At 60.8% G+C, this 24,177-nt stretch carries 24 protein-coding genes, 1 tRNA gene and 1 other RNA gene; 12 read left to right on the top strand and 14 right to left on the bottom strand.

Features of this window, described 5'->3' with window-relative positions:
* Positions 1 to 52: 52 nt before the first annotated feature.
* Both RhoBH5_RS21040 and RhoBH5_RS32715 read right to left on the bottom strand, forming a co-directional pair.
* Positions 53 to 1,018 (bottom strand): hypothetical protein, encoded by a 966-nt coding sequence (locus RhoBH5_RS21040; protein ID WP_238592518.1) that lies wholly within the window; start codon positions 1,016 to 1,018, stop codon positions 53 to 55.
* An 8-nt stretch (positions 1,019 to 1,026) separates the two neighbouring features.
* Positions 1,027 to 1,737, bottom strand: coding sequence for an RDD family protein (locus RhoBH5_RS32715; RefSeq protein WP_007731590.1), 711 nt, complete (start codon positions 1,735 to 1,737; stop codon positions 1,027 to 1,029).
* A 130-nt stretch (positions 1,738 to 1,867) separates the two neighbouring features.
* Between RhoBH5_RS32715 and RhoBH5_RS21030 the strand changes: the two genes are divergently transcribed.
* Entirely contained in the window at positions 1,868 to 2,521 is a 654-nt protein-coding gene (locus RhoBH5_RS21030; RefSeq protein WP_007731588.1) for a DUF4190 domain-containing protein, read from the top strand.
* 28 nt (positions 2,522 to 2,549) lie between these two features.
* Here the strand turns inward: RhoBH5_RS21030 and RhoBH5_RS21025 are convergent, their stop codons facing one another.
* The 5 genes from RhoBH5_RS21025 to RhoBH5_RS21005 form a co-directional block, all read right to left on the bottom strand.
* Positions 2,550 to 3,290, bottom strand: coding sequence for an EAL domain-containing protein (locus RhoBH5_RS21025; protein WP_003943863.1), 741 nt, complete (start codon positions 3,288 to 3,290; stop codon positions 2,550 to 2,552).
* Positions 3,291 to 3,546: 256 nt separating this feature from the next.
* Positions 3,547 to 4,443 (bottom strand): tRNA glutamyl-Q(34) synthetase GluQRS, encoded by an 897-nt coding sequence (gluQRS, locus tag RhoBH5_RS21020; RefSeq protein WP_042447725.1) that lies wholly within the window; start codon positions 4,441 to 4,443, stop codon positions 3,547 to 3,549.
* Between the two features lies 1 nt (position 4,444).
* Complete coding sequence (locus tag RhoBH5_RS21015; RefSeq protein ID WP_019746515.1) at positions 4,445 to 5,053, bottom strand: TetR/AcrR family transcriptional regulator; 609 nt, start codon at positions 5,051 to 5,053, stop codon at positions 4,445 to 4,447.
* Positions 5,054 to 5,104: 51 nt separating this feature from the next.
* Positions 5,105 to 5,665, bottom strand: a complete 561-nt coding sequence (locus RhoBH5_RS21010) for a TIGR03086 family metal-binding protein (protein WP_007731584.1) — start codon at positions 5,663 to 5,665, stop codon at positions 5,105 to 5,107.
* 51 nt (positions 5,666 to 5,716) lie between these two features.
* Complete coding sequence (locus RhoBH5_RS21005) at positions 5,717 to 6,784, bottom strand: Lrp/AsnC family transcriptional regulator (protein ID WP_064073653.1); 1,068 nt, start codon at positions 6,782 to 6,784, stop codon at positions 5,717 to 5,719.
* A gap of 111 nt (positions 6,785 to 6,895) precedes the next feature.
* Here RhoBH5_RS21005 and argE point away from each other — a divergent pair, with 111 nt between their 5' ends.
* Positions 6,896 to 8,083 (top strand): acetylornithine deacetylase, encoded by a 1,188-nt coding sequence (gene argE, locus RhoBH5_RS21000; protein ID WP_270008746.1) that lies wholly within the window; start codon positions 6,896 to 6,898, stop codon positions 8,081 to 8,083.
* A gap of 26 nt (positions 8,084 to 8,109) precedes the next feature.
* Positions 8,110 to 9,399, top strand: coding sequence for an MFS transporter (locus RhoBH5_RS20995; RefSeq protein WP_030535736.1), 1,290 nt, complete (start codon positions 8,110 to 8,112; stop codon positions 9,397 to 9,399).
* Between the two features lie 22 nt (positions 9,400 to 9,421).
* On the opposite strand, the gene RhoBH5_RS20990 is transcribed toward RhoBH5_RS20995, so the two are convergent.
* Positions 9,422 to 10,201, bottom strand: a complete 780-nt coding sequence (locus tag RhoBH5_RS20990; protein WP_003943809.1) for a helix-turn-helix domain-containing protein — start codon at positions 10,199 to 10,201, stop codon at positions 9,422 to 9,424.
* A 39-nt stretch (positions 10,202 to 10,240) separates the two neighbouring features.
* The gene (locus RhoBH5_RS20985) at positions 10,241 to 10,912 is read right to left on the bottom strand and encodes a response regulator transcription factor (protein WP_007731581.1); all 672 of its coding nucleotides are present in this window, start codon (positions 10,910 to 10,912) and stop codon (positions 10,241 to 10,243) included.
* Between the two features lie 134 nt (positions 10,913 to 11,046).
* Here RhoBH5_RS20985 and RhoBH5_RS20980 point away from each other — a divergent pair, with 134 nt between their 5' ends.
* Positions 11,047 to 11,355, top strand: coding sequence for a DUF6191 domain-containing protein (locus RhoBH5_RS20980; protein WP_007731580.1), 309 nt, complete (start codon positions 11,047 to 11,049; stop codon positions 11,353 to 11,355).
* A gap of 35 nt (positions 11,356 to 11,390) precedes the next feature.
* On the opposite strand, the gene RhoBH5_RS20975 is transcribed toward RhoBH5_RS20980, so the two are convergent.
* The 3 genes from RhoBH5_RS20975 to RhoBH5_RS20965 all read right to left on the bottom strand — a co-directional run bounded on the left by RhoBH5_RS20975 (position 11,391) and on the right by RhoBH5_RS20965 (position 14,275).
* Positions 11,391 to 12,209 (bottom strand): pentapeptide repeat-containing protein, encoded by an 819-nt coding sequence (locus tag RhoBH5_RS20975; RefSeq protein WP_221742587.1) that lies wholly within the window; start codon positions 12,207 to 12,209, stop codon positions 11,391 to 11,393.
* Positions 12,210 to 12,563: 354 nt separating this feature from the next.
* On the bottom strand, positions 12,564 to 13,655 hold the full coding sequence (locus RhoBH5_RS20970; protein WP_233272360.1) for a Fic family protein: 1,092 nt from the start codon (positions 13,653 to 13,655) through the stop codon (positions 12,564 to 12,566).
* Between the two features lie 532 nt (positions 13,656 to 14,187).
* A tRNA-Ser gene (locus RhoBH5_RS20965) sits at positions 14,188 to 14,275 on the bottom strand.
* 136 nt (positions 14,276 to 14,411) lie between these two features.
* Between RhoBH5_RS20965 and ffs the strand changes: the two genes are divergently transcribed.
* From ffs to RhoBH5_RS20945, 4 genes are all read left to right on the top strand, one after another.
* Positions 14,412 to 14,511: signal recognition particle sRNA small type (ffs, locus tag RhoBH5_RS20960), an RNA gene on the top strand.
* A gap of 41 nt (positions 14,512 to 14,552) precedes the next feature.
* A complete protein-coding gene (locus tag RhoBH5_RS20955; protein ID WP_003943985.1) occupies positions 14,553 to 15,845 on the top strand; it encodes an aminotransferase class I/II-fold pyridoxal phosphate-dependent enzyme in 1,293 nt (430 codons plus the stop codon).
* Between the two features lie 98 nt (positions 15,846 to 15,943).
* Positions 15,944 to 17,299, top strand: coding sequence for a glycosyltransferase 87 family protein (locus RhoBH5_RS20950; RefSeq protein ID WP_125050222.1), 1,356 nt, complete (start codon positions 15,944 to 15,946; stop codon positions 17,297 to 17,299).
* 18 nt (positions 17,300 to 17,317) lie between these two features.
* On the top strand, positions 17,318 to 17,899 hold the full coding sequence (locus RhoBH5_RS20945) for an HhH-GPD-type base excision DNA repair protein (RefSeq protein ID WP_003943868.1): 582 nt from the start codon (positions 17,318 to 17,320) through the stop codon (positions 17,897 to 17,899).
* 7 nt (positions 17,900 to 17,906) lie between these two features.
* Here the strand turns inward: RhoBH5_RS20945 and RhoBH5_RS20940 are convergent, their stop codons facing one another.
* Entirely contained in the window at positions 17,907 to 18,815 is a 909-nt protein-coding gene (locus RhoBH5_RS20940; RefSeq protein WP_003943906.1) for a LysR family transcriptional regulator, read from the bottom strand.
* Between the two features lie 101 nt (positions 18,816 to 18,916).
* On the opposite strand from RhoBH5_RS20940, the gene RhoBH5_RS20935 reads away from it, so the two are divergent.
* Positions 18,917 to 19,963 (top strand): YeiH family protein, encoded by a 1,047-nt coding sequence (locus RhoBH5_RS20935; protein WP_080726573.1) that lies wholly within the window; start codon positions 18,917 to 18,919, stop codon positions 19,961 to 19,963.
* On the opposite strand, the gene RhoBH5_RS20930 is transcribed toward RhoBH5_RS20935, so the two are convergent.
* On the bottom strand, positions 19,956 to 20,960 hold the full coding sequence (locus tag RhoBH5_RS20930) for an AraC family transcriptional regulator (protein WP_007731570.1): 1,005 nt from the start codon (positions 20,958 to 20,960) through the stop codon (positions 19,956 to 19,958). The genes RhoBH5_RS20935 and RhoBH5_RS20930 overlap by 8 nt on opposite strands.
* Positions 20,961 to 21,160: 200 nt before the next feature.
* On the opposite strand from RhoBH5_RS20930, the gene RhoBH5_RS20925 reads away from it, so the two are divergent.
* The 3 genes from RhoBH5_RS20925 to RhoBH5_RS20915 are packed head-to-tail and all read left to right on the top strand — an operon-like array spanning position 21,161 to position 24,170.
* Positions 21,161 to 22,135: a quinone oxidoreductase family protein gene (locus RhoBH5_RS20925; RefSeq protein ID WP_003943928.1), complete on the top strand. Its 975-nt coding sequence runs from the start codon at positions 21,161 to 21,163 to the stop codon at positions 22,133 to 22,135.
* A gap of 30 nt (positions 22,136 to 22,165) precedes the next feature.
* Positions 22,166 to 23,065, top strand: a complete 900-nt coding sequence (locus tag RhoBH5_RS20920) for a TauD/TfdA dioxygenase family protein (RefSeq protein ID WP_270008745.1) — start codon at positions 22,166 to 22,168, stop codon at positions 23,063 to 23,065.
* A 52-nt stretch (positions 23,066 to 23,117) separates the two neighbouring features.
* Complete coding sequence (locus RhoBH5_RS20915; protein ID WP_003943988.1) at positions 23,118 to 24,170, top strand: 3-keto-5-aminohexanoate cleavage protein; 1,053 nt, start codon at positions 23,118 to 23,120, stop codon at positions 24,168 to 24,170.
* The last annotated feature ends 7 nt before the right edge of the window (positions 24,171 to 24,177 follow it).

Below are 24,177 nucleotides of genomic sequence, written 5' to 3'. Positions count from 1 at the left end.
CCCTGCGGTTTCACGTGGAACCGCAGGGCCTTCGGTGATGCAAACGAACGGATCAGGCAGCTACATGGCCGCCGGTCAGCACGCGGTATGCGTAGGTGCTGGCGATCAACGCGACGGGCGCCGTCACCAGAAGACCGATTCCACACAGCAGCGCACCGACGATGTTGATACCGATCAGAGCGAGCGCCAGCAGGACCAACGTTCCGACGTTCGACGAGGTCAACGCGTAACTCGATTTGATGCCCGAAATCGCATCCTGATTCTTGTCCACGATGAAGGTCAGCGTGTAGTAGAGCAGGAACGCCGCGATGATGCCGGGAATGATGCAGAGAGCCAAACCGACGTAAGTTGCCACTGCTACCAGGAAACCGCCGAGAACAACTGCGCCGATGTTGGTGAATTGGAAGAAGGTGCCGAAAGCCGGCTTGATTCCATCCAATTCGCTCAACGCTCCACGAAGGAATGCGGCTTGGATGATGTAGCCGACGATAGCGGTGACCAATCCACCCACGATCGACAGCGCGCTGAATTCGGTATTGGTGTAGTCGAAACCGTTGAAAGCGCCCTGGATCAGTCCGGCGATCAAGAACGCGATGATCGAGATTCCGATCCAAACCAATGCGTTGTCTTTGAACTTGTTCCAGCCGTAGGTAATTGCCGCACCCACAGAAAGCTGCGGTCCACCGAATCCTGCGCCGTAGTCGTTGGCGGGCGGCGGTGGGAAGTTACCGCCTCCGGGAGGTGGCGGGTATCCACCGGGCGGTGGGTAGTTGCCACCGGGAGGGGGATAGCTTCCACCCTGTGGAGGCGGCGGATATCCACCTGGCGGCGGGTAATTGCCACCTTGAGGAGGTGGGGGGTATCCACCAGACGGCGGGTAGCTTCCGCCCTGCGGAGGCCCCGCCGGCGGGGGATAGCTCCCAGGAGGAGGCGTTCCCTGCTGGCCGTAGGGATCCTGGGGCGGGAATTGCTTTCCGTCCTCGGGATTCTGGTTGGGGTCGTGCCCACCGGTTGTCATATGCGCACCTAACCCTTGACTACCTGAGTTCCACCAGCGAGCTCGTCATGCTTGCCCTGCTTGGTGGGGCTGTTGTTGATGGTGACCGCGATGACGATGTACGCAACGAGCGAGAGAAGTCCTCCGATGATCGGAATGATCGACAAGAGGTTGAATGCGTTGCGAATTGCGGACTGCTGCGGAGTGGGAAGGCCCGCGCCTCCCGGGGCCTTCACCGACAGCCCAAGGAGCTTCTTGCCTGGGGTCCAACCTTGTGTGACCTCGAACCCAACGAAATATGCGAATGTCAGAAGGGCAGTCAGCAGGCCTGTTATCCAGTATCCCGAATCGACGAAGATGATCAGGAGCCCGACCACTAGGCCGAGAATGATGTAGTCGATAAGGCGAGCGCCGAATCGAATACCCAGTCCACCGGCTTCGGCGCCAGAGGGCAGCCGGTTTCCTCCGCCGTACGCACCTTGGTCGTTGAACTGCGGAGGCGGCGGGAAGTTTCCGCCCTGGGGCGGCGGCGGGTATCCACCGGGAGGCGGGTAGTTGCCACCCTGAGGGGGCGGGAAGTTTCCGCCCTGCGGGGGCGGGTAGCTTCCGCCTTGCGGGGGGCCTGCGGGAGGGGGGTAACTTCCGGGAGGAGGTGTTCCCTGCTGGCCATATGGATCCTGGGGTGGGAATTGCTTCCCGCCTTCTGGATTCTGGTTGGGGTCGTACCCACCGGTTGTCATGTGTTCCCCTCAGTCGTAAATATCGCGCTCGAGTGTGACAGTGGATATGACCCTACTGGGATCAAAGAGCGATGTGGATGACATCTGCTCACTTGGATTCGGAGGTCACCTGTGGTTTAGGCTGCGTTGTATGACGAGTTCCGGGGGCAACAACGACGATTCTTCGAGCGATTACCAGGCAAAACCTGGGTACGGAGAATTTCCGAGCCTGCCTCCTGAGGGGTACGGCGTGTCCCCGTCCGAAACGCAGTCTTCACCTGAAGTTCCCGGATATACCACTCCCAACGAGCAGTACCCGGGTTATCCACCGCCGTCGTACAACCCGCCCGGTAATAACCCCCAGCCGGGCGGAATCGGTGAACCGAACCCGTACCTGCCGCCGCAAAATTTCGGACCGCAGAATCAATATCAGCAGAATCAATATCAGCAACCCGGACAATACGGACAAGCTCAATACGGACAGGCTCAGTACGCTCAGCCGCCGAATGCGTACGGTCAACCGAATCAATTCGCGGGTGGGTACGCACCGCCGATGCAGCCGGTCGGCACCAATGGTCTCGCAATTGCATCGCTGGTTGTATCGCTTGCGGGTGGTTGCTTCTACAGTCTCGGCGGAATCGTCGGAATCATTCTGGGAATTGTCGCGCTCAATCAGATCAAGCAGACAGGTCAACAGGGGCGCGGGCTTGCGATAGCCGGAATTGCGGTCGGCGCGGCCTTCTTGGCAATTTTTGCCGTGATTCTCGTGGTCGCACTCATAGCGAGTGCATCGTCGTCGTACTGAAGTGTCGTCGTGCTGAAGTGGCGAGCGCTCACACGGGAGTGACGACGGACGACGCAGGAAGTGGCTTGCCGAAGTAATAGCCCTGGCCCATGTCGCAGCCGGCCCGCAAGACGTTGGCTGCGTGTTCCGCGGTTTCGACGCCCTCTGCGATCGAATCAAGCCCTAGCTTCCGAGCGATGTCGGCGATGGACTCCATGACCATGAAGGCGCGGTCTCCAGCACGACCCGCTGCGCTGACAGCCCAGGTCAAGGATTGGTCGATCTTGAGAATGTCGAGCGGCAATTCCGACAATGCGGAGAAGGACGCGAAGCCCGCCCCGAAATCATCCAGCGCGATTCGAATTCCCTCGTTGTGCAAGACGTGAAGAGTCTCGGCGGCATGCCGGCCTACGACGCCGAGTTCGGTGACTTCCACGATTATTCTGCTCAGTGGCGTTTGTGAACTGTCGAGCGCTCCGAGGATCTCGTGAGCGGCGTGCGGGGTAGCGAGTTGGCGAGGCGAAAAGTTGACCGCGACCATCATGTGCTCAGGCCACGACGCTGTTTGGGCACAAATCATTTCCAGAGCTTGTAGCCCGATGGGAATGATGAGCCCAGAGGATTCGGCGGAGCGCATGAAATCTTGAGGTTCGATCAACCCTCGCAGCGGATGGCGCCAACGCAAAAGAGCTTCATAGCTGATAATTGCTGACGAGTTCAGATTGACCTGGGGTTGATACAACACCTCGAATTGATGGTCGTCGAGTGCCTCGCGAAGCTCGCGGACCATGCGTATTCCTTTTCGTCCTGAGTCGCCCGTGCCGCACGTGCGTGTCAGCGTGGATGCTGCAAGTGGGTACTGTGGTCGGATTCCAGGTTCAGATCCCGGGCGTGGTTTTTGCAGGAACAACTCGCCCTGAATTTCCTTCGCCAGTCTCGACCGTACTTCACTATTCGAGAATTGCCAACGAATAGCTATTGCGGACGGCTTTGTCATATCGGACAATCGTAGTTTTGTTCCGACGAGGCACCGATTGATACGTCACTTACTTCGCCGGGAAAATCCACGGGGTCCGGGGGATCTTGCGAGAGTCGAATCGATCCGCCAATTGGGGTGGTGTGACAACCTCGCCGGGTTCGGCGAGACCGATGCTCGACGCGATCATCGTCAGAACCTGCTCGGTACTGCGTCCGGCCTCGAGTTGATCTGCCAGAGTCACTGCGCCGTCGCGCTTCGCGAGTCGCTTGCCTTCACTGTTCAAGGCAAGAGGAACGTGGGCGTACGACGGTGGTTCGATGTCGAGCAGCTGGGCAAGGTATGCCTGACGCGGAGCCGAGGTCAGGAGGTCGTCGCCGCGAACCACCTGGTCGATGTTCTGTGCACCGTCGTCGACGACAACGGCAAGGTTGTAAGCGGGCACCCCGTCTCCGCGGAGCAGGACGACGTCGTCGACTGGTCCCGTCACCTCGCCGAACAGTTCGTCATGGACGGTGAACGAGTCGATGCCGGCCCGTAGCCTCAGCGCGGGAGATCGGCCACTTGCCGATTTCTCGGCGCGTTCGGCCTCCGAAAGGTTCCGACACGTGCCGGGGTAGGCGCCGTCTGGAGCATGGGGCGCTGACGGTGCCTGCAGGATCTCCTTGCGTGTGCAGAAGCAGGGATAGGTCAGGTCACGCTCGCGCAATTGGTCGATAGCCTTGTGGTACAAGGGAAGACGGTGTGACTGCAATACGACTGGGCCGTCCCACGTGAGGCCGAGCCTGCGCAGATCGTCGAGTTGTCGTTCCATCGCGCCGGGGCGGACACGGTCGAGATCCTCTACCCGAATGAGGAAGTCGCGCCCGCTGGTGCGGGCGAACAGCCAGGCCAGGAGGGCAGTCCGGAGGTTTCCCAGATGGAGATCGCCGGACGGACTCGGCGCGAAGCGTCCTGCTCCTTCCACGTCAGCTGGCGAGCCCGACGGAGGCGAGCGGGTTCTCGGCGTCGTGCAGGGTGAGGCGGATCTGGGTTTCCAAAGCGTGATCGAGGTACTGCGGCGGATACATGGCGGGGCTTCCGAGTGCGTCGAGTGCCAATCCATTGACGGTTGAAAGCAGAAGTGCCGCTCTGGTTTCCGCTTCCGGAGTTCCGATGCCGATCAGAACTGTCGAGATGCCGGTGCGGATTGTGAACAGGGTTGTCCGGCGGATTTCGGAGAGTGACTCACTGGTTGCGGCGCGCACGGCAAACGCGGCGAGCACATGCGCCTCACGCGTGCGTTGCTCGTCGAGGGGCAGGAGTTGCGAGAGTGCCTGGAACAGGGCGGTATGCGGGTCTGCGTCGGCGGACGATTCGGCCAGTCGCGTCAACAATCGATCGACGAGTGTTCGCAGTGCGAATGCGAACATCTCGTCCTTGGTCGAGAAATGATGTTGCACTGCGCCGATCGAGACACCCGCCCGTTTTGCGACCTCGCGAACGCTGGCATTTTCCAGTCCGGATTCCGCGGCGACATCGAACAATGCCGCCGCAAGCAGGTCTGGACTCGTGGAGGATTTTCGGCGTTCCGGCATACCGCGACATTACATGCGTATGGAAGTAATGCCCACGTCAGGGGTGCTTTTTCACGCCTTCCGGCCGAGGAAGGCAAGGAGTTTCGTCGCTTTGTCAGCGTTGTCCGGAACCTGTATTTCCGGGCCGCACACACCGCTCATGCGGATCGACTCGCCCAGGCCCGCGGCGATCTCCGACACCCACTCCACGTCCGCGTCTCGCATCGTCGTATCGGTGCCGGTTGCGGCCGCGAGGTCCCAACCGTGGATGACCAGATCGAAACACAAGAACCCTTCGACCGTGGCCCCGAGGTTGGTCCTGCCGAAGTGTCCGTCGTATTCCAGGGTGGACTTTGCCGGATCGTCCAGAATTTCCTGCATCGAATCGCGGACGGCCGCCCAGGCTGCCGACGGGTCGTCGTCGACCGACGGACCGGGTGCCAATTCCAGGCCGACTACCTTGACCATGTCTCGTTCGCTGTCGAGCACGTGTCTCACCACGTCGCGGGCGGTCCAGCCCTCGCAGGGGGAATCGTCGTCCCAGCGGTCGGCGGGTACGGCGTCGATCCGGGCCGTGAATCCGGCGGCCAGATCCCGATAACGCTGGGCGGGGGAGATCTCTGTTGAAGTCATGACAACAATCCTTCTCCACCGCGGCGCGTCATGATTGATTATTTCGGACATTCACTCGATCTCCGGGGCTTCCGCCCAGATGTCCATCGGTACAACCCCGGCACTCTTGCCCTCGTCGTCGAGAAGTCGGCCCACCCTCTTCATCGATCGCAGCACCACTGACCTGTTCAGCACCACCAGGCCCGGTGCCTCTTGTGCGAGTTGTACTTCGGTAATGGGAGTTTCGCGAAGGGAGTGTGCGGCGATCGCGAGCAGTGTGTTGGCGCGTCCACCGGATATCCGCATGCACACCCGCGTTCCCGGCACTCGCTCCACCAGGGCACGAATCGTCGACCGGTCCGTGGGATCGACATATCCCCACACCCAGGTCACGAGGGGCCAGCCGGACAGTGGCAGAGACACGTCGCAGCGGAACACGATCTGGTTGCGCGACGTCAATTCGGCAAGTCGCCGCCTGACCGTACTTTCGCTGAGGCCGGTACCGACCGTGAGCTCGGCAATCGAGGATCGACCGTCCTCACCCAGTTTCAATATCAATTGGCGGTCGACAGCGTCGAACGTCTTCCCGTGATGGCGCTGATCCGTCGGCGCGTATTTGTATCGCACAGGCCGGTCTGTCATCGTCGCTCGCTGCGCGGCATCGAGTACCTGCAATTTCCAGTCGTCTCCGATCGCGAAGACCTCGGTGACGAGGTGTGCACGCGAACTGACGATCCCGGGTACCGACGCGAGCGACCGAAGCAGGAAGCGCGACAGGAAAGCCATGTCTCTGACCTCGACGAGAAGTGTCAAGTCGCCTGGGCCGCTTGTGTGTTCGACGCTCAGTACGTGCGGCCAGCGGGCAAGTCGTTCTGCAATCGTCAACGCGTTCGAAGTCGTGCAGTCGACTTCGACGAAAGCCAGACACGACTCCGGACGGCCATGGCCGGTTGCCCTGGCAGAGACCCAGGCGGTGCCGGAATCCTGTAACCGCTGCCAGCGGCGAGCTACGGTAACCGGATCCACTTTGAGCGCGTCGCCAACCGTGCGCCACGACGCTCGCGGGTCGAGTTGCAGGCAATTGATCAGGGCGAGGTCGACGTCGTCCAGTACGGCGGAATCCTGCGTTTCTTCGATCATGGTGCAAGTATCGTGCATCTTCACTGTGTCTGGGATCACTTCATTCATGCTCGAAGGGCAGAACGCGGTGGCGAGTGCCCACCGCGTTCATGCTGTGAAAGGAGAAACCAGATGTCATCGACCACGTTGCCCGCTGTTCCGACAGAGAGAAGCCTCGAGTGGGTGCAACGCCTCATCGGAATCGATACGACGAGTGCCGTGAGCAATCGACCGTTGATCGATCTCATTGCGGCGGAACTACGTCGCCATGGGGTCGAGCCGGTACTTGTTGCCGATGACGAGGGAACGAAGCTCAACTTGTTGGCAACGTTCACTCCTCCTGACGGAAGTACTGCCGGCGGTGTGATGTTCTCCGGCCATACAGACGTAGTGCCGGTCGACGATCAAGACTGGAGTAGCGACCCTTTCGCGCCCGACGTTCGCGACGGAAGCCTGTACGGACGTGGCACGTGCGACATGAAGTCGTTCATCGGGATCGTCGTCGCTGCGATCCCCGACATCGTTGCTCGGCCGCTGGCGAAGCCTATTCACTTTGCATTCTCCTACGACGAGGAAGTCGGCTGCATCGGTGCGGCCGGGTTGGTCGAGGAGGTTGTTTCCCGGAACCTGTGCCCTGATGTGTGCGTCGTCGGAGAGCCGTCGGAGATGCGGGTCATTCGCGCACACAAGTCGATGAACGTCATACGTGTTGATCTGCATGGTGTTTCGGCGCACTCGTCGCTTACTCCGCAAGGAGTCAACGCGATCGAATACGGCGCGGAGTTGATTCGATTCGTCAGAAGCGCGGCCGACGAGCTCCGTGCGTCCGGCCCGTACGACGACGCATTCGACGTGGCCTGGACGACGTGTTCGGTCAATCTCGTATCCGGCGGGATCGCAGTGAACACTGTCCCCGAGGATTGCTCCATCACTTTCGAATTCAGGAGCATCAGCTCAGCTGGCGCCGCAGATTTGCTCGAACGCTTTGCCGCCGAGGCGAATCGGATCGAAAACCTGATGCAGGAAGAAAACCCGTCAGCCTCCGTGACGATGCACGTGTCGGCCTCGGTTCCTCCCCTGGAGACGGATGCGAATGCTTCGGCGGCCGCACTGGTCGAACAATGGGGTGGTCGGGCCTCGGACGAAAAGGTCGCGTACGCCACCGAGGCCGGGATGTTCGCGACTATCGGTATCCCCACTGTCGTGTGTGGGCCGGGAAGCATCACTCAGGCGCATGCACCTGACGAGTACGTGACACTTGAACAATTGGCACAGTGCGAGCAGTTCGTTCGGAACGTCATCGCTCACGCCCGCGCCTGACCCACCCTGACCCCCTAAGGAAAACCATGTCCACGGCAACTACGCCAACCTCCGGAACAGTCACCCCGGAACGCCTGGCCGCTGCTCGCAAGGCGGTGATCAGCAGTTCGCTCGGCGCTGCGCTCGAATGGTTCGACGTCATCGTCTACGCATCATTCGCAGTGGTGATCGCCCATAATTTCTTTCCCGGCGGCGACAACACGCTCGGTTTGATACTGACGTTCGCGACGTTCGCGATCTCGTACGTCATCCGGCCGCTTGGCGGGATGGTTCTCGGTAGCTACGCCGATCGTCGCGGGCGCAAGAACGCCTTGACGTTGACGATGATGCTGATGATGATCGGCACGCTCATCATGGCCGTGGCGCCGACGACCTCGATGATCGGACCGTGGGCCGGCGTCGTCATCCTTGTCTCACGTCTCATTCAAGGATTCTCCGCTGGCGGTGAATTCGGTACTGCTACAACCTTCCTCGTGGAGACTGCGCCACACAAGAAGGCGTTCTACTCTTCCTGGCAAGTTGCCAGCCAGGGTGCCTCGGTTTTCCTGGCATCGCTGTTCGGATACGTGCTCAACACTCACCTTTCGCATGAAGCGCTCTACTCGTGGGGCTGGCGCGTTCCGTTCTTCTTCGGCATCATCGTCGGGCCGGTCGGACTCTACATCCGTGCCAAGCTTGACGAAACGGACGATTTCAAGACGAGCGTTCCGGAAAGGGCTCCGCTGAAGACGACGCTGACCAGGCATCTCGGCCGGGTGCTGACCGGTGCCGCAGTAGTGGGCGTCGCGACTATCTCGATCTACCTCATCTTGTACATGCCGACGTTTGCCGTGAAGAACCTCGGAGTTTCCGCCTCGGCCGGCTATCTCGGCGGCATCGTCGCCGGACTGGTCACCTTGATCACCGTGCCGTTGATCGGGCATCTTGCAGACCGGGTCGGACCGGCGAGAGTTATGACCTGGGCCGCCGTTGCGGCAATCGTCTTGGCCTGGCCGCTCTTCAAATTGATGGTCGATCACCCGTCGACTCTGACTCTCGTCCTGGTTGTTTCGGTCCTGGGTGTCATCATGGCGTTTGCCTTCGGTCCCTTGCCCGCCCTGATGAGTTCGCTGTTCCCGGCAGAGATCCGGGCTACCGGAATGTCATTGTCGTACAACCTCGGAGTGACTTTGCTCGGCGGAATCGCGCCGTTGGTCTTGACCTGGTTGATCAGTACAACAGGCTCGCTCGACGCCCCCAGTTACTACTACATGACGGTCGCAGTTCTTTCCCTCGGTGGGCTGTGGTCGGCAAGGACGCTTTTCAGCCAGAAGTGACGGCGGGGGAGCGCGGTCGGGATTACGCGACCGCGTCTCCCTCCGCCAGCGCGACAACGGTATCCGACCCGTGCCAGTCGGGGGCTTGGGTGCGGAGTAGAGCCGCCGGGGTCAGCGACGAGATTCGGCGGCATTCACGGGTCAAGTGGGCCTGATCGCTGAATCCGCAGTGGGCGGCGGATTCAGCGAGTCCCAGCGCGGGTCGACTGCGAGCGAGCGCCATGAAGCGCTGGAGGCGCAGGATCGAGCGCAGCGTTGCCGGGCCGTATCCGAAGGCGTCGTTGCATCGACGTTGGAGTTGGCGCGAAGTCAGTGCCGCCGCGTCGGCGAGAGAGCTGACATTCCACGAATGTTCGGACAGTGCGGTGCGAACGTGGTTGATCACCGGATCGTGACGGAAACTCGAACTTACCCAACTCCGAACAGCGCTTTCGAGGATGGAGACCTGTTCGTGGTCTTCGGAATTTTCCAAGCGGTTCAACAGTATTCGTTCCGTGCGTGCGTCGGTTACATCGCTGAGATCGGCGCGAGAATCCCGAAGCTCGGACGCCGAGGTTCGCAACATCGGCGATGCCGATCCAGGGCGGAATCGAACACCCACGGAGCGTGTTCCGGGCGGAAGAGTGAATGACCATGCAGCGGTTTCGGGGCCACAGACGCGTATGCCGACGCCGCGTATCCACAGCACGTCCATGCAAGCATCGGGCACGAGGAGGTGTTCTCCTTCTGCGCACGCCGTCCAGCCACACACCAGGATGTCGGAGAGATCCGGGGCGACCGATTGTGGTGTGTACCAACCCATGACAAGAGCTTATCGAGCGGCACCGACACGAAGGCGACTTCAGTCGACCGGGCCGAAGCGGTATCCGAATCCCCTGATGGTTTTGATGTACTTCGGTTTCGCGGGATCGGATTCGAGTTTGGACCGCAGGCTGAGAATGGTTGCGTCGACTACACGCGTCCTTTCGTGGTCGGAACCCCACACGTTTCGGATCAGGTGATCACGTGAGTACACGCGCCCAGGCTCGGTCGACAGCTCCAGGAGTACCCGCCATTCGGTCCGACTGAGGACCAGCAGCTTTCCGCCCATCGTCGCCGTCATCGCACGTCGATCGAGGAGCAGGTCACCGTGACGTTGGTGTTTGCCGGGGGCGGGATGTGCGGTTTCACGAAGGATTGCGGTGACCCGAAGATCGAGCGCGTGAGAATCGATCGGGTTCAGCACAAAGTCCGAGACAGCGCGATGTGGTGCTTCGTCGATGTCCTCGTAGGTATCCACCAGCATCATGATCGGCATCGAACTGCGCAAGCGGATCTGCCGTGCGATCTCGTAGCCGTCGATGTCCGGCAGAAGGAGATCGATCACGGCGATATCGAAACTGTCGGTGTCCAGGTCATCGAGTAGTCGACGCCCGGTGCGGACGAGCTGTATCTGGTGCCCGAAATGTATTAATTCGGTACCAAGCGTCTGGGCAAGCTCCGAGCGATCGGTAGCTGCAAGTATCAAGCTCACGTGAAATCCTCCCCCCGAAGGTGTTACTAGTCGTAACAGCTTGCATTGTGGCAGATCATCGACCGCGGGACCAGACATAGGGCGGCCGATCGGAAGTCGAGGGGACCGGGGGCGTTCGTCGCTAGACTTCTTTCATGGGCACTCTGTTCGCGTTGACGCTGCCAGGCTTGCTCGTGCTGCTGGTCCTGTTCGCTTTCGCCGAGACTCTCTGGAACCGGCTCACCGGCGGCCGGGCACTGCCGTGGACTCGGGGACGTACGACTCGTCCGGTCTCGGCCGCGGGCTTCGAAGAGGTTGCTGCCCTGTTTCAGGGGTCCAAGCATCATGAATTCGAACAGCGTCAGAGCGCATTGATGCATCGTGAGGACGGAACGGACGGTGACCCGCCGTGGGTGTCTGTCGATCCGGAAGCTAACAAGGTCGTTCTCCGTCGACGGAGTTGACAGTCGCCGACAGACGACGGAGTTGACAGTCGGGTTCAGGCCCAGTGGCTGGGGCGGGTCAGTGAATCGGGCAGCGTGGTAGCCGAATCGCCGATCGCCGCGTTGATCTGGAACTGCGTGAGAAAGATACTGCCGCGGAGTTTTGCGCCGCGAATGTCGGTGCCGCGCAAGTCTGCACCGATCAGATCGGCTCGATCGAGTTCGCAGTCGCGGAGGTCTGCACCGATCAGGTAACTCCCGCGAAAGTTGGCCCCACGTAGATCGGAACCACGAAATTTGGCGCCGATGAGGTCTGCGCCGCGGTGGTCGAGTTTTCGACCCTTCTTGGTTGAGATCGGTGAGCGCACAAGGTTACTCGTCTGCAAGAGCAGTGTGTTGACTGCCGCTCGGTGTGCTGAGACGTCGACGGTTTGAATCTGCGAAGGTGTGCCGTTGGTCAGGCTTTCCGTCTCTGCGAGTGCAGCGTCGAGTTCCTTTCGTATCGAGTGGGTTTGCTTCAGCGAGCGGGCTTCGGCGAGATACCAGAGCAGTTCGTGCAACTGGCGTATGACAGGGAAGGTTTCGAACATGTCTGACGCGGTCTCCGGGGCATCACGCCAGCTGACGCCGTCGTAGGTCTGCTGTGAAACCTTCTGTCCCGCACCGAAACAGTCGTAGACGGTGCAACCGGTGAAGCCCTTCTTTCGCAATCCGGTGTGAATGCCGCAACGGAAATCCTGCTGCAGGTTCTTGCAGGGGTCGCAGGCATTCTTGTTGGTCGCGAAGTCGGAGGACTTGGAAAAGGGGAGTGCGACGCAGCACAGACCGAAGCAACTGCTGCAATCTGCGAGCAGATTGGTCTGGCCGGCAATCACGCGTACTCCCGATGGTTGGGTTGGACGGAAAGTCTGTCCTCGGGTTTGTGAGTCTGTCAAACGAAATTGCGTGGTTCGGCAGCAAGAAGTCCAGCGGCTCCGAGGTCGTATCCCGCGCAATTGCGGGGTACCAATCCGGCAGACGTGATTCTGGACCACGCTCGTGAAGTAGGTCGAAAATCGGGTGGACGGCCCAGCTCGCTGCAACCAATCGTCGTGCGGTACCCGGCGGCAGAACCAGTGCGCCGACGAAGACCACAAATGTTGCGGCCACTGCACTCCATTCGCGAGTGGGAATGGAAACGTCGATCGTGCGCCCAATCGCCACCTAGCCCATCTGCGACCTGGCGAAAATCACTCCCCATCCAGATCGAGGAGCGATACCCCCCGTGCCGTGAGCCGGAAGCGCAGCGGTCTCTTCGTAACCGTCTCAATGATCCCGGCATCGTCCAGGCGCTGAAGTCGCGGGCGGGCGAACTGGCTGGATCGACCCACCACCTCGACCAGGGTGTTCAACTTGATGGCGCGGTTCGCCTCGAAGCAGTGGGCCTGACCCAGGGTGAACAGGACTGCGCCGATGTGGTTGCTATCAACCGGCGGCGTCGACTCGCGATCGAGTCCCAAGTTCAGCGGAAATTCCTCATCCTCCACCAGAACGCGGATACGCGCCTCGAGTGTGTCGATCTTATGCCGCCTCTCGGAGAGGTCGAGCAGCAGTCGATGTTGCGCCTCGGCGATGATCTCCAGCATATCGATCAGGTAGGGCGTCAGATCTCCGCGGTTCAATGGATTCTCCGCGTCAGAGAATGCTTTGTAGTAACGATCCTTGTTGTCGGCGACGGTCGCCGACAATGCCAGGCTCGCATACGGAGCCAACACCTGTCGAAGGTCCAGCGCGAGAAGGTAGCGTCCGGTTCGGCCGTTGCCGTCGTAGAACGGGTGCGTGTACTCGAAGATGAAGTGCGCGACCACTGCCCTGATCAGTCGTGGAATCGAGTCGTCGCCCCCCTGGCTCAGCATGAGGGTCAGCGCGTCGTCGATCGCTGACTCGGGTACCACACCGGTGTGCACGACCTTGATTCCTGACGTGATCGATACTGGCCCTTGCCGGAACCGCTTCCCATCGGGGGCGTCCTCGTCGCGAATCTCGCCCCGAGTTACCGCGTCGTAGACGTCTCGGATGTCGTCGAGCGTCTGCGGACTCTCGGCCTGGTCGTTGCCGATATTGAGATAGAGCCGCGCCATCTCGGCGAACCGCTTGTTCGCGAGGGGTTGCTCCGCCCACACCATCTCGATTGCCTCGCTGATCTCCTTCCGGGTTGAGCGGACCTGTTCGATCTCGTTCGTTGCCTGGATCTCGTCGATCACCATGCGATGCAGGTAGTGGGTGCGCGCGAGGGCCGGCAGCCCGTTCCACTCAGCCCGGATCTTCGGCTCGAAGCTCATGATCCGTTCGATCAGCGCTGCGACTTCGGGTGTCATCAGTGCGAACGTCGAGTGTTCGCCGATCAGTAGGTCCCAGTGGACGGCGGCGGGAGAATCGCGTCGCGCTCGCTCCTCAGCATCGGCACCAGCACGATCTCGTTGGTGAAAGATCGATTTCAACGTCCTGTACGCCATCTGGTCTCTCCCTGTATCCACGCTATATTGCCGCCTTGCTTTCCATGCCTATCTTATCCAGAATGGGATCTGGATAAATAAGACTTGCGGCGCGGGTGTCATTTCATGACCAACGCGGGCTGCAGGAGCAGATGTGGCCATAGCTTCCCGAATCGGGTTCGGGCCATCGGCGGGCCACTCGAAATCACGCAGCAGCATTCCGATTCGGCGCGCTGCGGGATCGAAACCACCACGAGTCGGCAGACCGTCTGAGCTCGCAGAACATCGAGCTGAACCGAGACCCTGTTGCATTACTCGTTGCATGAGGACAGAAAAGAACCCCTGTGAACCGCTTCTCAGCAGTTCACAGGGGTTCCTTTGGCGGAGGATAGGGGATTTGAACCCCTGAGGGCGTTAACCCAACCCGCGTTCCAGGCGAGCGCCATAGGCCACTAGGCGAATCCTCCGTGGAGCAGCATACCCAATTGCGGGCGCGAAGCGTTAAACGGGTACCTGACCTGCGAAGAACCGGTGGAACTCGAGGTTTGCATCTCGGCCCCGGTAGGTGGTGTGCAGCGGCCGGAGAAAGCCGTCTACACTGTTCATTGGATCCCGCGCGGCGCGCATCCTGTGAACTCCCCCAGGGCCGGAAGGCAGCAAGGGTCAACGGGCTCTGCCGGGTGCGCGGGGTCCTCTATTTTTTCACATACCCGACCCCGCCTCGTCGGTGAAAGGCCGCTCCGGATGCCTATCCAAACCCAGATCGGGTTGATGAGCCATGAAGAACTCACCTCCGAGCATGAGAGCCAGAGCGCGAAGTACACGCAGCTCCAGGCGCAGAAGCTCGCACTCGATCTGACCCGCGGTAAGCCTTCCCCGGAACAACTCGACCTTTCCGCAGAGCTGCTGACGCTGCCCGGCGACGGTGATTTCCGTGACGGAAGCGGCACCGACTGCCGTAACTACGGCGGACTCACCGGTCTGCCGGAACTGCGCGCCATCTTCGGCGAGCTGCTGGGTATCCCCGTTGCGAACCTTCTCGCCGGAAACAACGCGAGCCTCGAGATCATGCACGACAACGTCGTGTTCTCACTGCTTCATGGCACACCGGATTCGGCCCGGCCGTGGGCACAGGAAGAGAAGATCAAGTTTCTCTGCCCGGCACCGGGCTACGACCGCCACTTCGCGATCACCGAGTCCCTCGGCATCGAGATGATCGCGGTGCCGATGAACCACGACGGCCCGGATGTCGTCAAGATCGCCGAACTTGTTGCGTCAGATCCGCAGATCAAGGGCATGTGGGCGGTTCCGGTTTACGCGAACCCCACCGGTGCCGTGTACTCCGAAGAAATTGTCCGTACGCTCGCGTCGATGCCGACGGCCGCGCCCGACTTCCGCCTGTACTGGGACAACGCGTACGCCGTACATCCGCTTGTCGGCGAGACTGCGCCTTCCTACGACATTCTCTCGATGGCAGCGGAGGCCGGACACCCCAACCGTCCGCTCGTGTTCGCGTCGACGTCCAAGATCACTTTCGCCGGCGCTGGTGTGAGCTTCTTCGGTAGCTCGGCGGAAAACCTTGCCTGGTACCAGAAGTTCCTGGGCAAGAAGAGCATCGGACCGGACAAGGTCAATCAGCTTCGCCACCTGCGTTTCTTCGGCAATGCCGACGGCGTTCGTGCGCACATGGAGAAGCATCGCGCGTTCCTCGCGCCCAAGTTCGAGCTCGTACTGCGGATCCTCGAGGATCGTCTCGGTGCATCGAAGGTCGCGTCTTGGACCGAGCCGAAGGGCGGATACTTCATCAGCCTCGACGTGGTCGACGGCACGGCCAAGCGGGTCATCGAACTGGCGAAGAACGCGGGTATCGCGCTCACCGCTGCCGGGTCGGCTTTCCCGTACAGCACGGATCCGGATGACCGGAACATCCGGTTGGCCCCGAGCTTCCCGTCCAAGGCTGAACTCGAAGTTGCCATGGACGGCGTGGCTACGTGTGTTCTGCTCGCAGCTACCGAATCGCGTCTCTCCGAGATCTGAGTTCTCGAAGCGGCGTGCCCGGTCGGTACTTTTCGGTCTTGTCTTGTACCGTTCGGAGCATCAATTCCCGACATAGGGTGTGAATCCCGGAGGTTGTAGTGACGGGCGCGATCAACGCTTCGGATGGGCCTTCTTTCGAGGCGCACACCGCGAAATCAGAGTCGGTCATCGAAGCTGACATACCGCGACGCACCCTCCGTGTCGGTGTTCTCGGATTCTCTGTACTCGGTGTTCTGGCAGTCGCGTCCGTGCTGATGGTTCTTTTCGCCGTGCCGATGAATACGCGGTACTGGGGGATCTTCGAAAATTTCCTCGATCTCGACGTCTACCGCCACGGCGGCAGCGTTGTGGTTCAGGGCCTTCCGTTGTACGACGGGCCAGTCCTGGACGGAATGATGTTCACGTACACCCCGTTTGCGGCTTTGCTGTTCACGGTGTGGGCGGTGCTCTCGTTCAAACAGGCGATTGTTGTGTGGACGGGTTTGAACATCGCTGCGTTGTTCGCAGTGATCGTGTTGTGCTGGAAGTACCTCGGTTATCGGCTCGACGTGAAGGCGTACGCCGTGAGTGCGTTGGCGACGACGATCTTTCTGTTCATGGAACCGATACGTACGACGCTCTGGCTCGGGCAGATCAACATCTTCCTGCTGCTCTTGATCGTATGGGACCTCGGTCGGGACGAGAAGAGTCGGCTCCGAGGAATCGGGGCAGGCATCGCCGCCGGCGTGAAGCTCACTCCGGCCTTCTTCTGGGCGTACCTCTTCATCACTCGTCAATGGCGTGCGTTGGTGACGGCCGTCGTGACGTTCGCTGCGACCGTTGCGATCGGCTTCGTCGTGATCTACAACGATGCGTACAAGTACTGGACCGGCACTCTTGTCGACAGCGAACGCGTCGGACCGACGGATGCTCCGAGCAACCAGTCCGTGTCCGGTCTGATCGCTCAGCTCACTCACACTCCGACGCCGTCGCGGGTCCTGGTTCTAGTCTTCAGTGCGCTGGCGGTATGCCTCGGACTCGGTGCCGCGTGGATTGCTCACCGGCACGGCCAGAAATTGCTCGGCCTCACCATGACGGGGTTGACTGCGACCACTGTCTCGCCGTTCTCGTGGGGCCATCACTGGGTGTGGTTCGTCCCGCTGGTCGTCCTCGCCGCGCACTACGCGATGGTGTCGAAGAAGCGCTGGGCGTGGGTGGCGCCGTTCGTTTTCCTGCTCCCGGTCTTGAACTGGTCTCACACCTGGTGGGACCCGTCGGTCATTCCGGGTACGGATCGCTTCATCGGAATGGGCCTGTTCATGTTCGTGCCGCCCGAGTATCTGCGGATTCCGACCGTCGGCGTCTACCTCTGGGTCTTCACGCTTGCCGCGGTCTCGACGGTGGTTCTGTTCGGCTGGAAGAAGTGGAAGATTCCGGCCCCGGATGCGTCGGCGCCGGTCACAACTGCCGCCTGACGTGGCAGTATCGGACTCATGGCACTTCAACTGAACCTTGTCGGTGACCCCGAAGCTGATGCTCTCCTCGCCGAGGACCCGTTGGCGTTGTTGATCGGAATGCTTCTCGATCAACAGGTTCCGATGGAAACGGCCTTCCTCGGTCCGAAGAAGCTGGCGGATCGGCTCAGCGGTATCGACGTCAGGCGTATCGCCGACATGGACACCGACGAGTTCATCGCCGTCTGTGCCGAGCCTCCGGCTGTGCACCGATTCCCCAAGTCGATGGGCGAGCGTATCCAGCTCATGTGCCAGTTCATCGTCGAGAACTACGACGGCGACACCGCGGCGATCTGGACTTCGGGAAATCCCGACGGCAAGGAAGTGCTGAAGCGGCTCAAAGCCCTACCCGGTTACGGGGATCAGAAAGCCCGGATCTTCCTGGCGTTGCTCGGAAAACAGATCGGCGTCGAGCCGAAAGGTTGGCGCCAAGCGGCCGGCGACTACGGGCTCGAAGGTTCGAGGCGCTCGATTGCAGACGTGGTCGACGAACAGTCTTTGCTCGAGGTCCGCGAGTTCAAGAAGGCCGCAAAGGCAGCAGCGAAGGCCGACAAGAAGTAAGCCGCTTTCAGGATTTCCGGGACCCGCTCGCACGCACTACTTTCATCAGGTCTCCTGCGGGACCCTCGAGCTGACGCGGGGGACGCCACACTGCGCGCAGGGATCGGTCGAGTTCCAAGCCTTCGACGGCTACGACCCGAAGTTCTCCCTGCTTCACCTGGTCCTCGACGGCCAGCGTGCTCAGTACCGCCGGGCCGACGCCACCGAGCACGCTGGTTCGAATCGCGGCCGAACTACCCAGTTCCAACAACGGTGCACCGCGCTCGTATTCGTGTAACGCCAGGTCGAGAGTCGTTCTGGTTCCCGATCCGGGCTCGCGCACCAGCAGCGGCGTCGCTGCCAGTTCGGCGACGGTCAGCGGCTTTCGTCGACGCGCCCATGGATGATCCGGATGAACGACCACGACCAGCGAGTCACGCGCGACGGTGACGCTGGACAGGCTCTTCGGAACGGTCGGTGACTCGACGAATCCGAGGTCGCACATTCCCACCTCGACAGCCTCGAGGACGCGGGTCGAGTTGTAGACCTGAAGGTGGACGGTGACACCAGGATGTAGTGACCGAAAGATACCGAGCCAGGCCGGAATCAGATGTTCGGCGACGGTCATGCTGGCACACACGGTCAATTCCGCGGATCGTTCGGTCCGCATCCCTTCGGCGACGTCGAGAAGCTGCCTCGAGTTGGCGAGGACGCGGCGCGCCCAGTGGACGATGACGGTCCCCTGCGGAGTCAAAGTCGCCCCCGTCGACCTTCGGTGTATGAGTGGCATCCCGAGCTGCCGCTCGAGGGCTTTGACGGCGCGGCTGGCATTCGGCTGCGCAATGTTTGCTGAACGGCTTGCCGCACTGAGACTTCCGTGATCATCGATGCCGATGAGTAGCTCGAGAGTGGTGAGGTCGGGCCACCGTCTGGTCATGCAAACAGGCTATACCGAACTTCCCGTTCATATCGATTTGATATGCCGTGATGGTAGAAATCGCCCTACCGGAGCGATGGTGGCTCAAGGACGCTGGATGAGTGAACCGTGATGTGAAGTCCGTGGCCGAGAAACCCGCAGTCGCCCCTTCGTCAGAAGTACGACGGTGGTCCAGTGTGGCTGCATTGGTGCCCGGAGTTGCGTTGTGCGCCTTGGGGGCCACGGTCGCGCTGATAGCCGGTCAGTTCACCTCCGCCGTGAGTCCGTTGCTGATTGCGATCGTGGCGGGTGCGGTGTTGGCGAATACCGTCTCTTTGCCGGCGAAATTCCAACCTGGCCTGGCATTCTCGGCGAAACGGCTACTTCGGGTGGGTATCGCTCTGCTCGGGCTGCAATTGATGTTCTCCGACATCGTCGGTTTGGGCTGGGGAGTGATCGCCGTTGTGGTGGCGATTGTATTCCTCGGTATCGCCGGGACCATGTATGCCGGAAAACTTCTCGGATTGAGTTGGTCGCAGAGAATTCTGATTGCCTGCGGCTTCTCGATCTGTGGCGCTGCCGCCGTGGCTGCTGCGGACGGTGTGGTGAATGCGCGAGAGGAAGAGTTGCTCACCGCTGTTGCGTTGGTGGTGATCTTCGGAACTCTGATGATTCCGACAATCCCACTGTTGGCCAACGCTTTCGGTATGAACGAGGTCGGTGCAGGCATGTGGGCCGGTGGGTCGATCCACGAAGTGGCGCAAGTGGTGGCTGCCGGCAGCGCTCTCGGCGCCACCGCGTTGGGTGTCGCGACCGTGGTGAAACTTGCGCGCGTGTTGATGTTGGCGCCGGTCATGGCGTTTCTGAGTATCCGGCAACGCAGGATGGTCGACAGCACTGCCGCCAAGCGTCCCCCGCTGATTCCGTTGTTCGTCGTGGCATTCATCGGCTGCATGGGCTTGCGCTCCACGGGCATCTTGCCGGATGAGCTTCTGGGGCTGGCGAAGACGGTGCAGACGGCGCTGTTGGCGGCCGCGATGTTCGCACTCGGGCTGGGGGTGCGGTTGAGCGTCATTCGTGGAGTTGGCGCCCGGCCATTCGTGCTGGCCGCGATTTCCACTGTGTGGGTGGCAACGATCGCCTACGTCGGAGTCGTGCTGGTCAGCTGATCGAGCGCTGAGTCCGCCACGCGCTCGGGCTCATCGAGAACTGAGTGCGAAACCAGCGCGAGAAACTACCCTGCGTCGAAAACCCGAGGTGCACAGCCACTTCGGTCAACGAATAGCGAGGGTTGGAGACAAATCGTTCCGCGAGGGAGCTTCGAACCGAATTGAGAACGGCCGTGAACGTATCTCCGGATTCGGCGAGATGACGGTGCAGTGTCCGCCGGTCGAATCCGAGACTGCGTGCCACCTGCTCGACAGAGCAGCGGCCGGTCGGAAGCAGAACTTCGATCAATTCCTTGGTGCGGCTGAGGGTATCGGAGGTTTCCGAGGCGGGAAGCGAGTCGAGGAACTGGCGAGCGTACGGCCGGAGTAACTCGTCGGAAAGTTGGTTAGCCGCATCCAGGTCGGCGGCGAAGAAAACGATACCGGTGAACTCGTGATCGAATTCCACCGTCTCGCCGAGGATTCGCCGATGCGTGCTCGTGTCTTTCGGGGCATTGTGAGTGAATCCCACGCTGACCGGTTGCCATCGAGAACCCAGGAAACTCCGCAGGATCTGCAGTGTCGCGCCGACTGCGAGTTCGACGCTCTGTCTGGTGTCGACCGGTTCGCCGACCTCGAGCGAGATTCGCAGGGTGGCGAGTCCGTTGACCTCGTTCAATCGAATGCGTAATGACTCGTTGTACGTGTGCTCGTATCGCATCAATACGTCGAGTGCGCTCCTGACGTCTGGTTCTTCCCTGATGACCAAGCTGAGGGGACCGAGATTGGACAGTCGACGCAGGCCAGCGAGTAGAAGCCCGAAGTCTTCGTGTCCGGACTCCGCTGCCGATCGCTCCAGGAGCGATGCGATGGAGGCGGCCGGTACCCATTGGTCGGGGTTCGCCAGGCTTGCCGGGCTCAGGCCGACACTTCTCATGAGGGCCACAGCGTCCACGTCCACTGTTCGGCACAGGTCGACGTATCGGTTCAGTGACGCGTAGCGGGCGAGTGGCTTCATGGGGCCCCCTTTACTCGATGTCCCGAAATGTTGTGTTGTGTGTCTCGTCAAGTTAAGCATGTGAGCCGGATCTCACATAGTTTTGTTCACATCAGTTCGGCACGACCAGGAAGCCGAGCACCGACTTCTGGAAGTTGTTGCGTACGAATACAGCTCGACCGTAATCGAGTCGAGCCCGCTCACAGAATTGGAGAGCATTGATGGCAAACGCCATTCGGTTCCACGAGATCGGCACACCGTCCGTCATGCGTTGGGAAGAGATCGAGGTAGGACGACCGGGCGCCGGAGAGGTTCGGGTTCGTCATGAAGCGGTGGGGTTGAACTTCGCCGACACCTACTTTCGAAGTGGCCTCTATCCTGCGCAATTGCCTGCCGGGATGGGCGTCGAGGGCGCCGGTGTGGTCGAAGAGATCGGCGAGGGAGTAGTCGATTTTGCAGTGGGGGACCGTGTGACCTACACCGGCAGTCCGCTGGGTGCGTACGCCACCGAGCGGATCATGGCGTCGTCCGACCTGATCGCGCTACCCGACGGCATCGCCTTCGACACCGCGGCCGCCATGACCATGCGAGGACTGACTGCCGCCTACCTTCTGCGTCGCATCTACCCGTTGAAAGCGGGAGACACCGTGTTGCTACATGCTGCGGCGGGCGGGGTTGGACTGATCTTCACCCAGTGGGCAAAACTGTTGGGAATCAAAGTGATCGGAACGGTGTCGAGCGACGAGAAGGCGAGCGTTGCCCGAGCTCACGGTTGCGATGAAGTCGTCATCTACACCCGCGAGGACGTCGTCGCGCGTGTCAAGGAGATCACCGGGGGCGTCGGCGTGCCGGTTGTCTACGACAGTATCGGGCAATCCACGTTCGACATCTCTCTCGATTGCCTTGCCAGGCGGGGGCTGCTGGTGTGCTTCGGAACGGCGTCCGGACCGACTCCGCCGATTCAGGCAATGCAGTTGGCAGTCAAGGGATCACTCTTCCTCACACGTCCGGCTCTCGCCGATTACATCGCGGATCCCGAAGAACGTGCCGAACTGGCGGGCGAACTGTTCTCACACGTCGAGTCCGGGCGAATCAAGATCGAGATCAACCAGCGATACCCCCTCGAAGATGCGGTGCGTGCGCACCACGACATGGAGTCCGGTCGCAGTATCGGTTCCTCCGTCTTCTCCGTCTGAACCGAAACAGCACTTCCCAGAGGAATTGTCATGACCAACACCGCAACGCTCACAGAAAACCTTCCCTCGTCGAGGAATACGATCCGCGTCGAGAAATTGACCTGTTCGATCGGGGCAGAGTTGTCCGGGGTGGATCTCGGCGAGGTCGCGCGAGATGATGCACTCTTCGCCGAAATCAAGGCATTGTTGCTCGAACACAAGGTTCTGTTCTTTCGCGACCAGACCTTCTCCAAAGCCGAGCACGTAGAACTTGCCCAGCGATTCGGTGAATTCGAGGATCATCCGGCTCTGGGCAGCGACCCCGACCACCCGGGCCTGGTCCGCATCTACAAGGATCTGGACAGCCCGCCGGAGCATTTCGAGAATGCATATCACTGCGACGCCACCTGGCGCGTTAACCCGCCCATGGGATGTGTATTGCGTTGTGTGGAAACACCTCCTGTCGGCGGCGACACGATTTGGGTGAACATGGCACTCGCCTACGAAAATCTGCCGGCGCGGGTCAAGGAGCAGATCAAGGATCTGCGTGCCAGGCACAGTATCGAGTCGACCTTCGGCGCTCGGATGCCGATCGAACAGCGGCACCAGCTGAAGGAACGCTTTCCCGACGCCGAACATCCCGTGGTACGAACACATCCGGAGACCGGCGAGAAGATTCTCTTCGTCAATTCGTTCGCCACACACCTCGTGAACTATCACACGCCCGAGAACGTCCGCTATGGAATCGATTACGCCCCCGGCGCCGGGAATCTGCTCACTTACCTGGCGAGCCAGGCTCAGATTCCCGAGTACCAGGTTCGGTGGCGTTGGACCGAAAACAGCGTCGCGATCTGGGACAACCGATCGACACAGCATTACGCGGTGCAGGACTACTGGCCCGCGGTTCGAAAGATGGAGCGCGCCGGAATCATCGGCGACGCACCGTTCTGATCTCTCTTCCCAGCCCCGAAGATAAATTCATTCACTCGATCGGAGTCACGCTATGCATTTCCACGACGATTCACTGTTCCCCGAAACCCAGGACAAGCTTGTCATCACCGTTGCTCCCTACGGACCGGAGTGGGAGCCGGACGATTTTGCAGAAGACCTCCCTCTGTCGATGGACGAGCACGTCCAGCAAGCCGTCGACTGTTTCAACGCCGGTGCCACAGTTCTCCACATCCACGTGCGTGAACTCGACGGCAAGGGCTCGAAGCGTCTGTCGAAGTTCAACGAGCTTCTCGGTCGCTTGCGTGAGGCCGTTCCCGAGATGATTCTGCAGGTCGGCGGGTCGATTTCGTTTGCCCCGGAGGGGGAAGGTGCCGATGCGAAGTGGTTGTCCGACGACGTGCGTCACATGCTGGCGGAATTGGAGCCGGCTCCCGATCAGGTGACGATCGCGATCAATACCAGCCAGATGAACATCATGGAACTGATGACCGACGACGACATCGCGGGTACGTCGATGCAGCGTCCGGAATTGGCCGATACGTATCGGGAAATGACTGTGCCCGCCGGTCCGGAGTGGGTGGCAGAGCACCTGCGCCGGTTGCAGGCCGCCGGAATCCAGCCGCATTTCCAGTTGTCCAGTATTCCGCAGCTCGAAACGGTGGAGCGGTTGATCCGACGCGGCATCTACACGGGTCCGGTCAACCTCACGTGGGTCGCAATCGGCGGCGGCTTCGACGGACCCAACCCGTACAACATGATGAACTTCGTCCAGCGTGTTCCCGACGGTGCGTGCCTGACGCTGGAAACGCTGATGCGTAGCGTCCTGCCGGTGAACACGATGGCCATCGCGATGGGCTTGCACGCTCGCTGCGGCAACGAGGACACCATCTGGGGCCGCAAGGGCGAGAAGATGACGTCGGTGCAGCAGATCGAGCAGTTGGTGCGCATTGCAGGCGAATTGGGCCGCGAGGTGGCTACCGCGAAGGAAGCTCGGGACATCTACCGGATCGGCGAGACGTATGCCGACACCGACGAGACGTTGGCGAAGCTGGGTTACGCGCCCAACCGCCGTATCGGCCAGCTGGGATTCACGCAGCACGCCTGAGTTCACA

Origin of the sequence: Rhodococcus sp. BH5 (assembly GCF_027583855.1) — a bacterium.
Lineage (GTDB): Bacteria > Actinomycetota > Actinomycetes > Mycobacteriales > Mycobacteriaceae > Rhodococcus_F > Rhodococcus_F qingshengii.
Note: the sequence above shows the minus strand (reverse complement) of the source record. Positions and strands in the feature narration are given on the sequence as shown.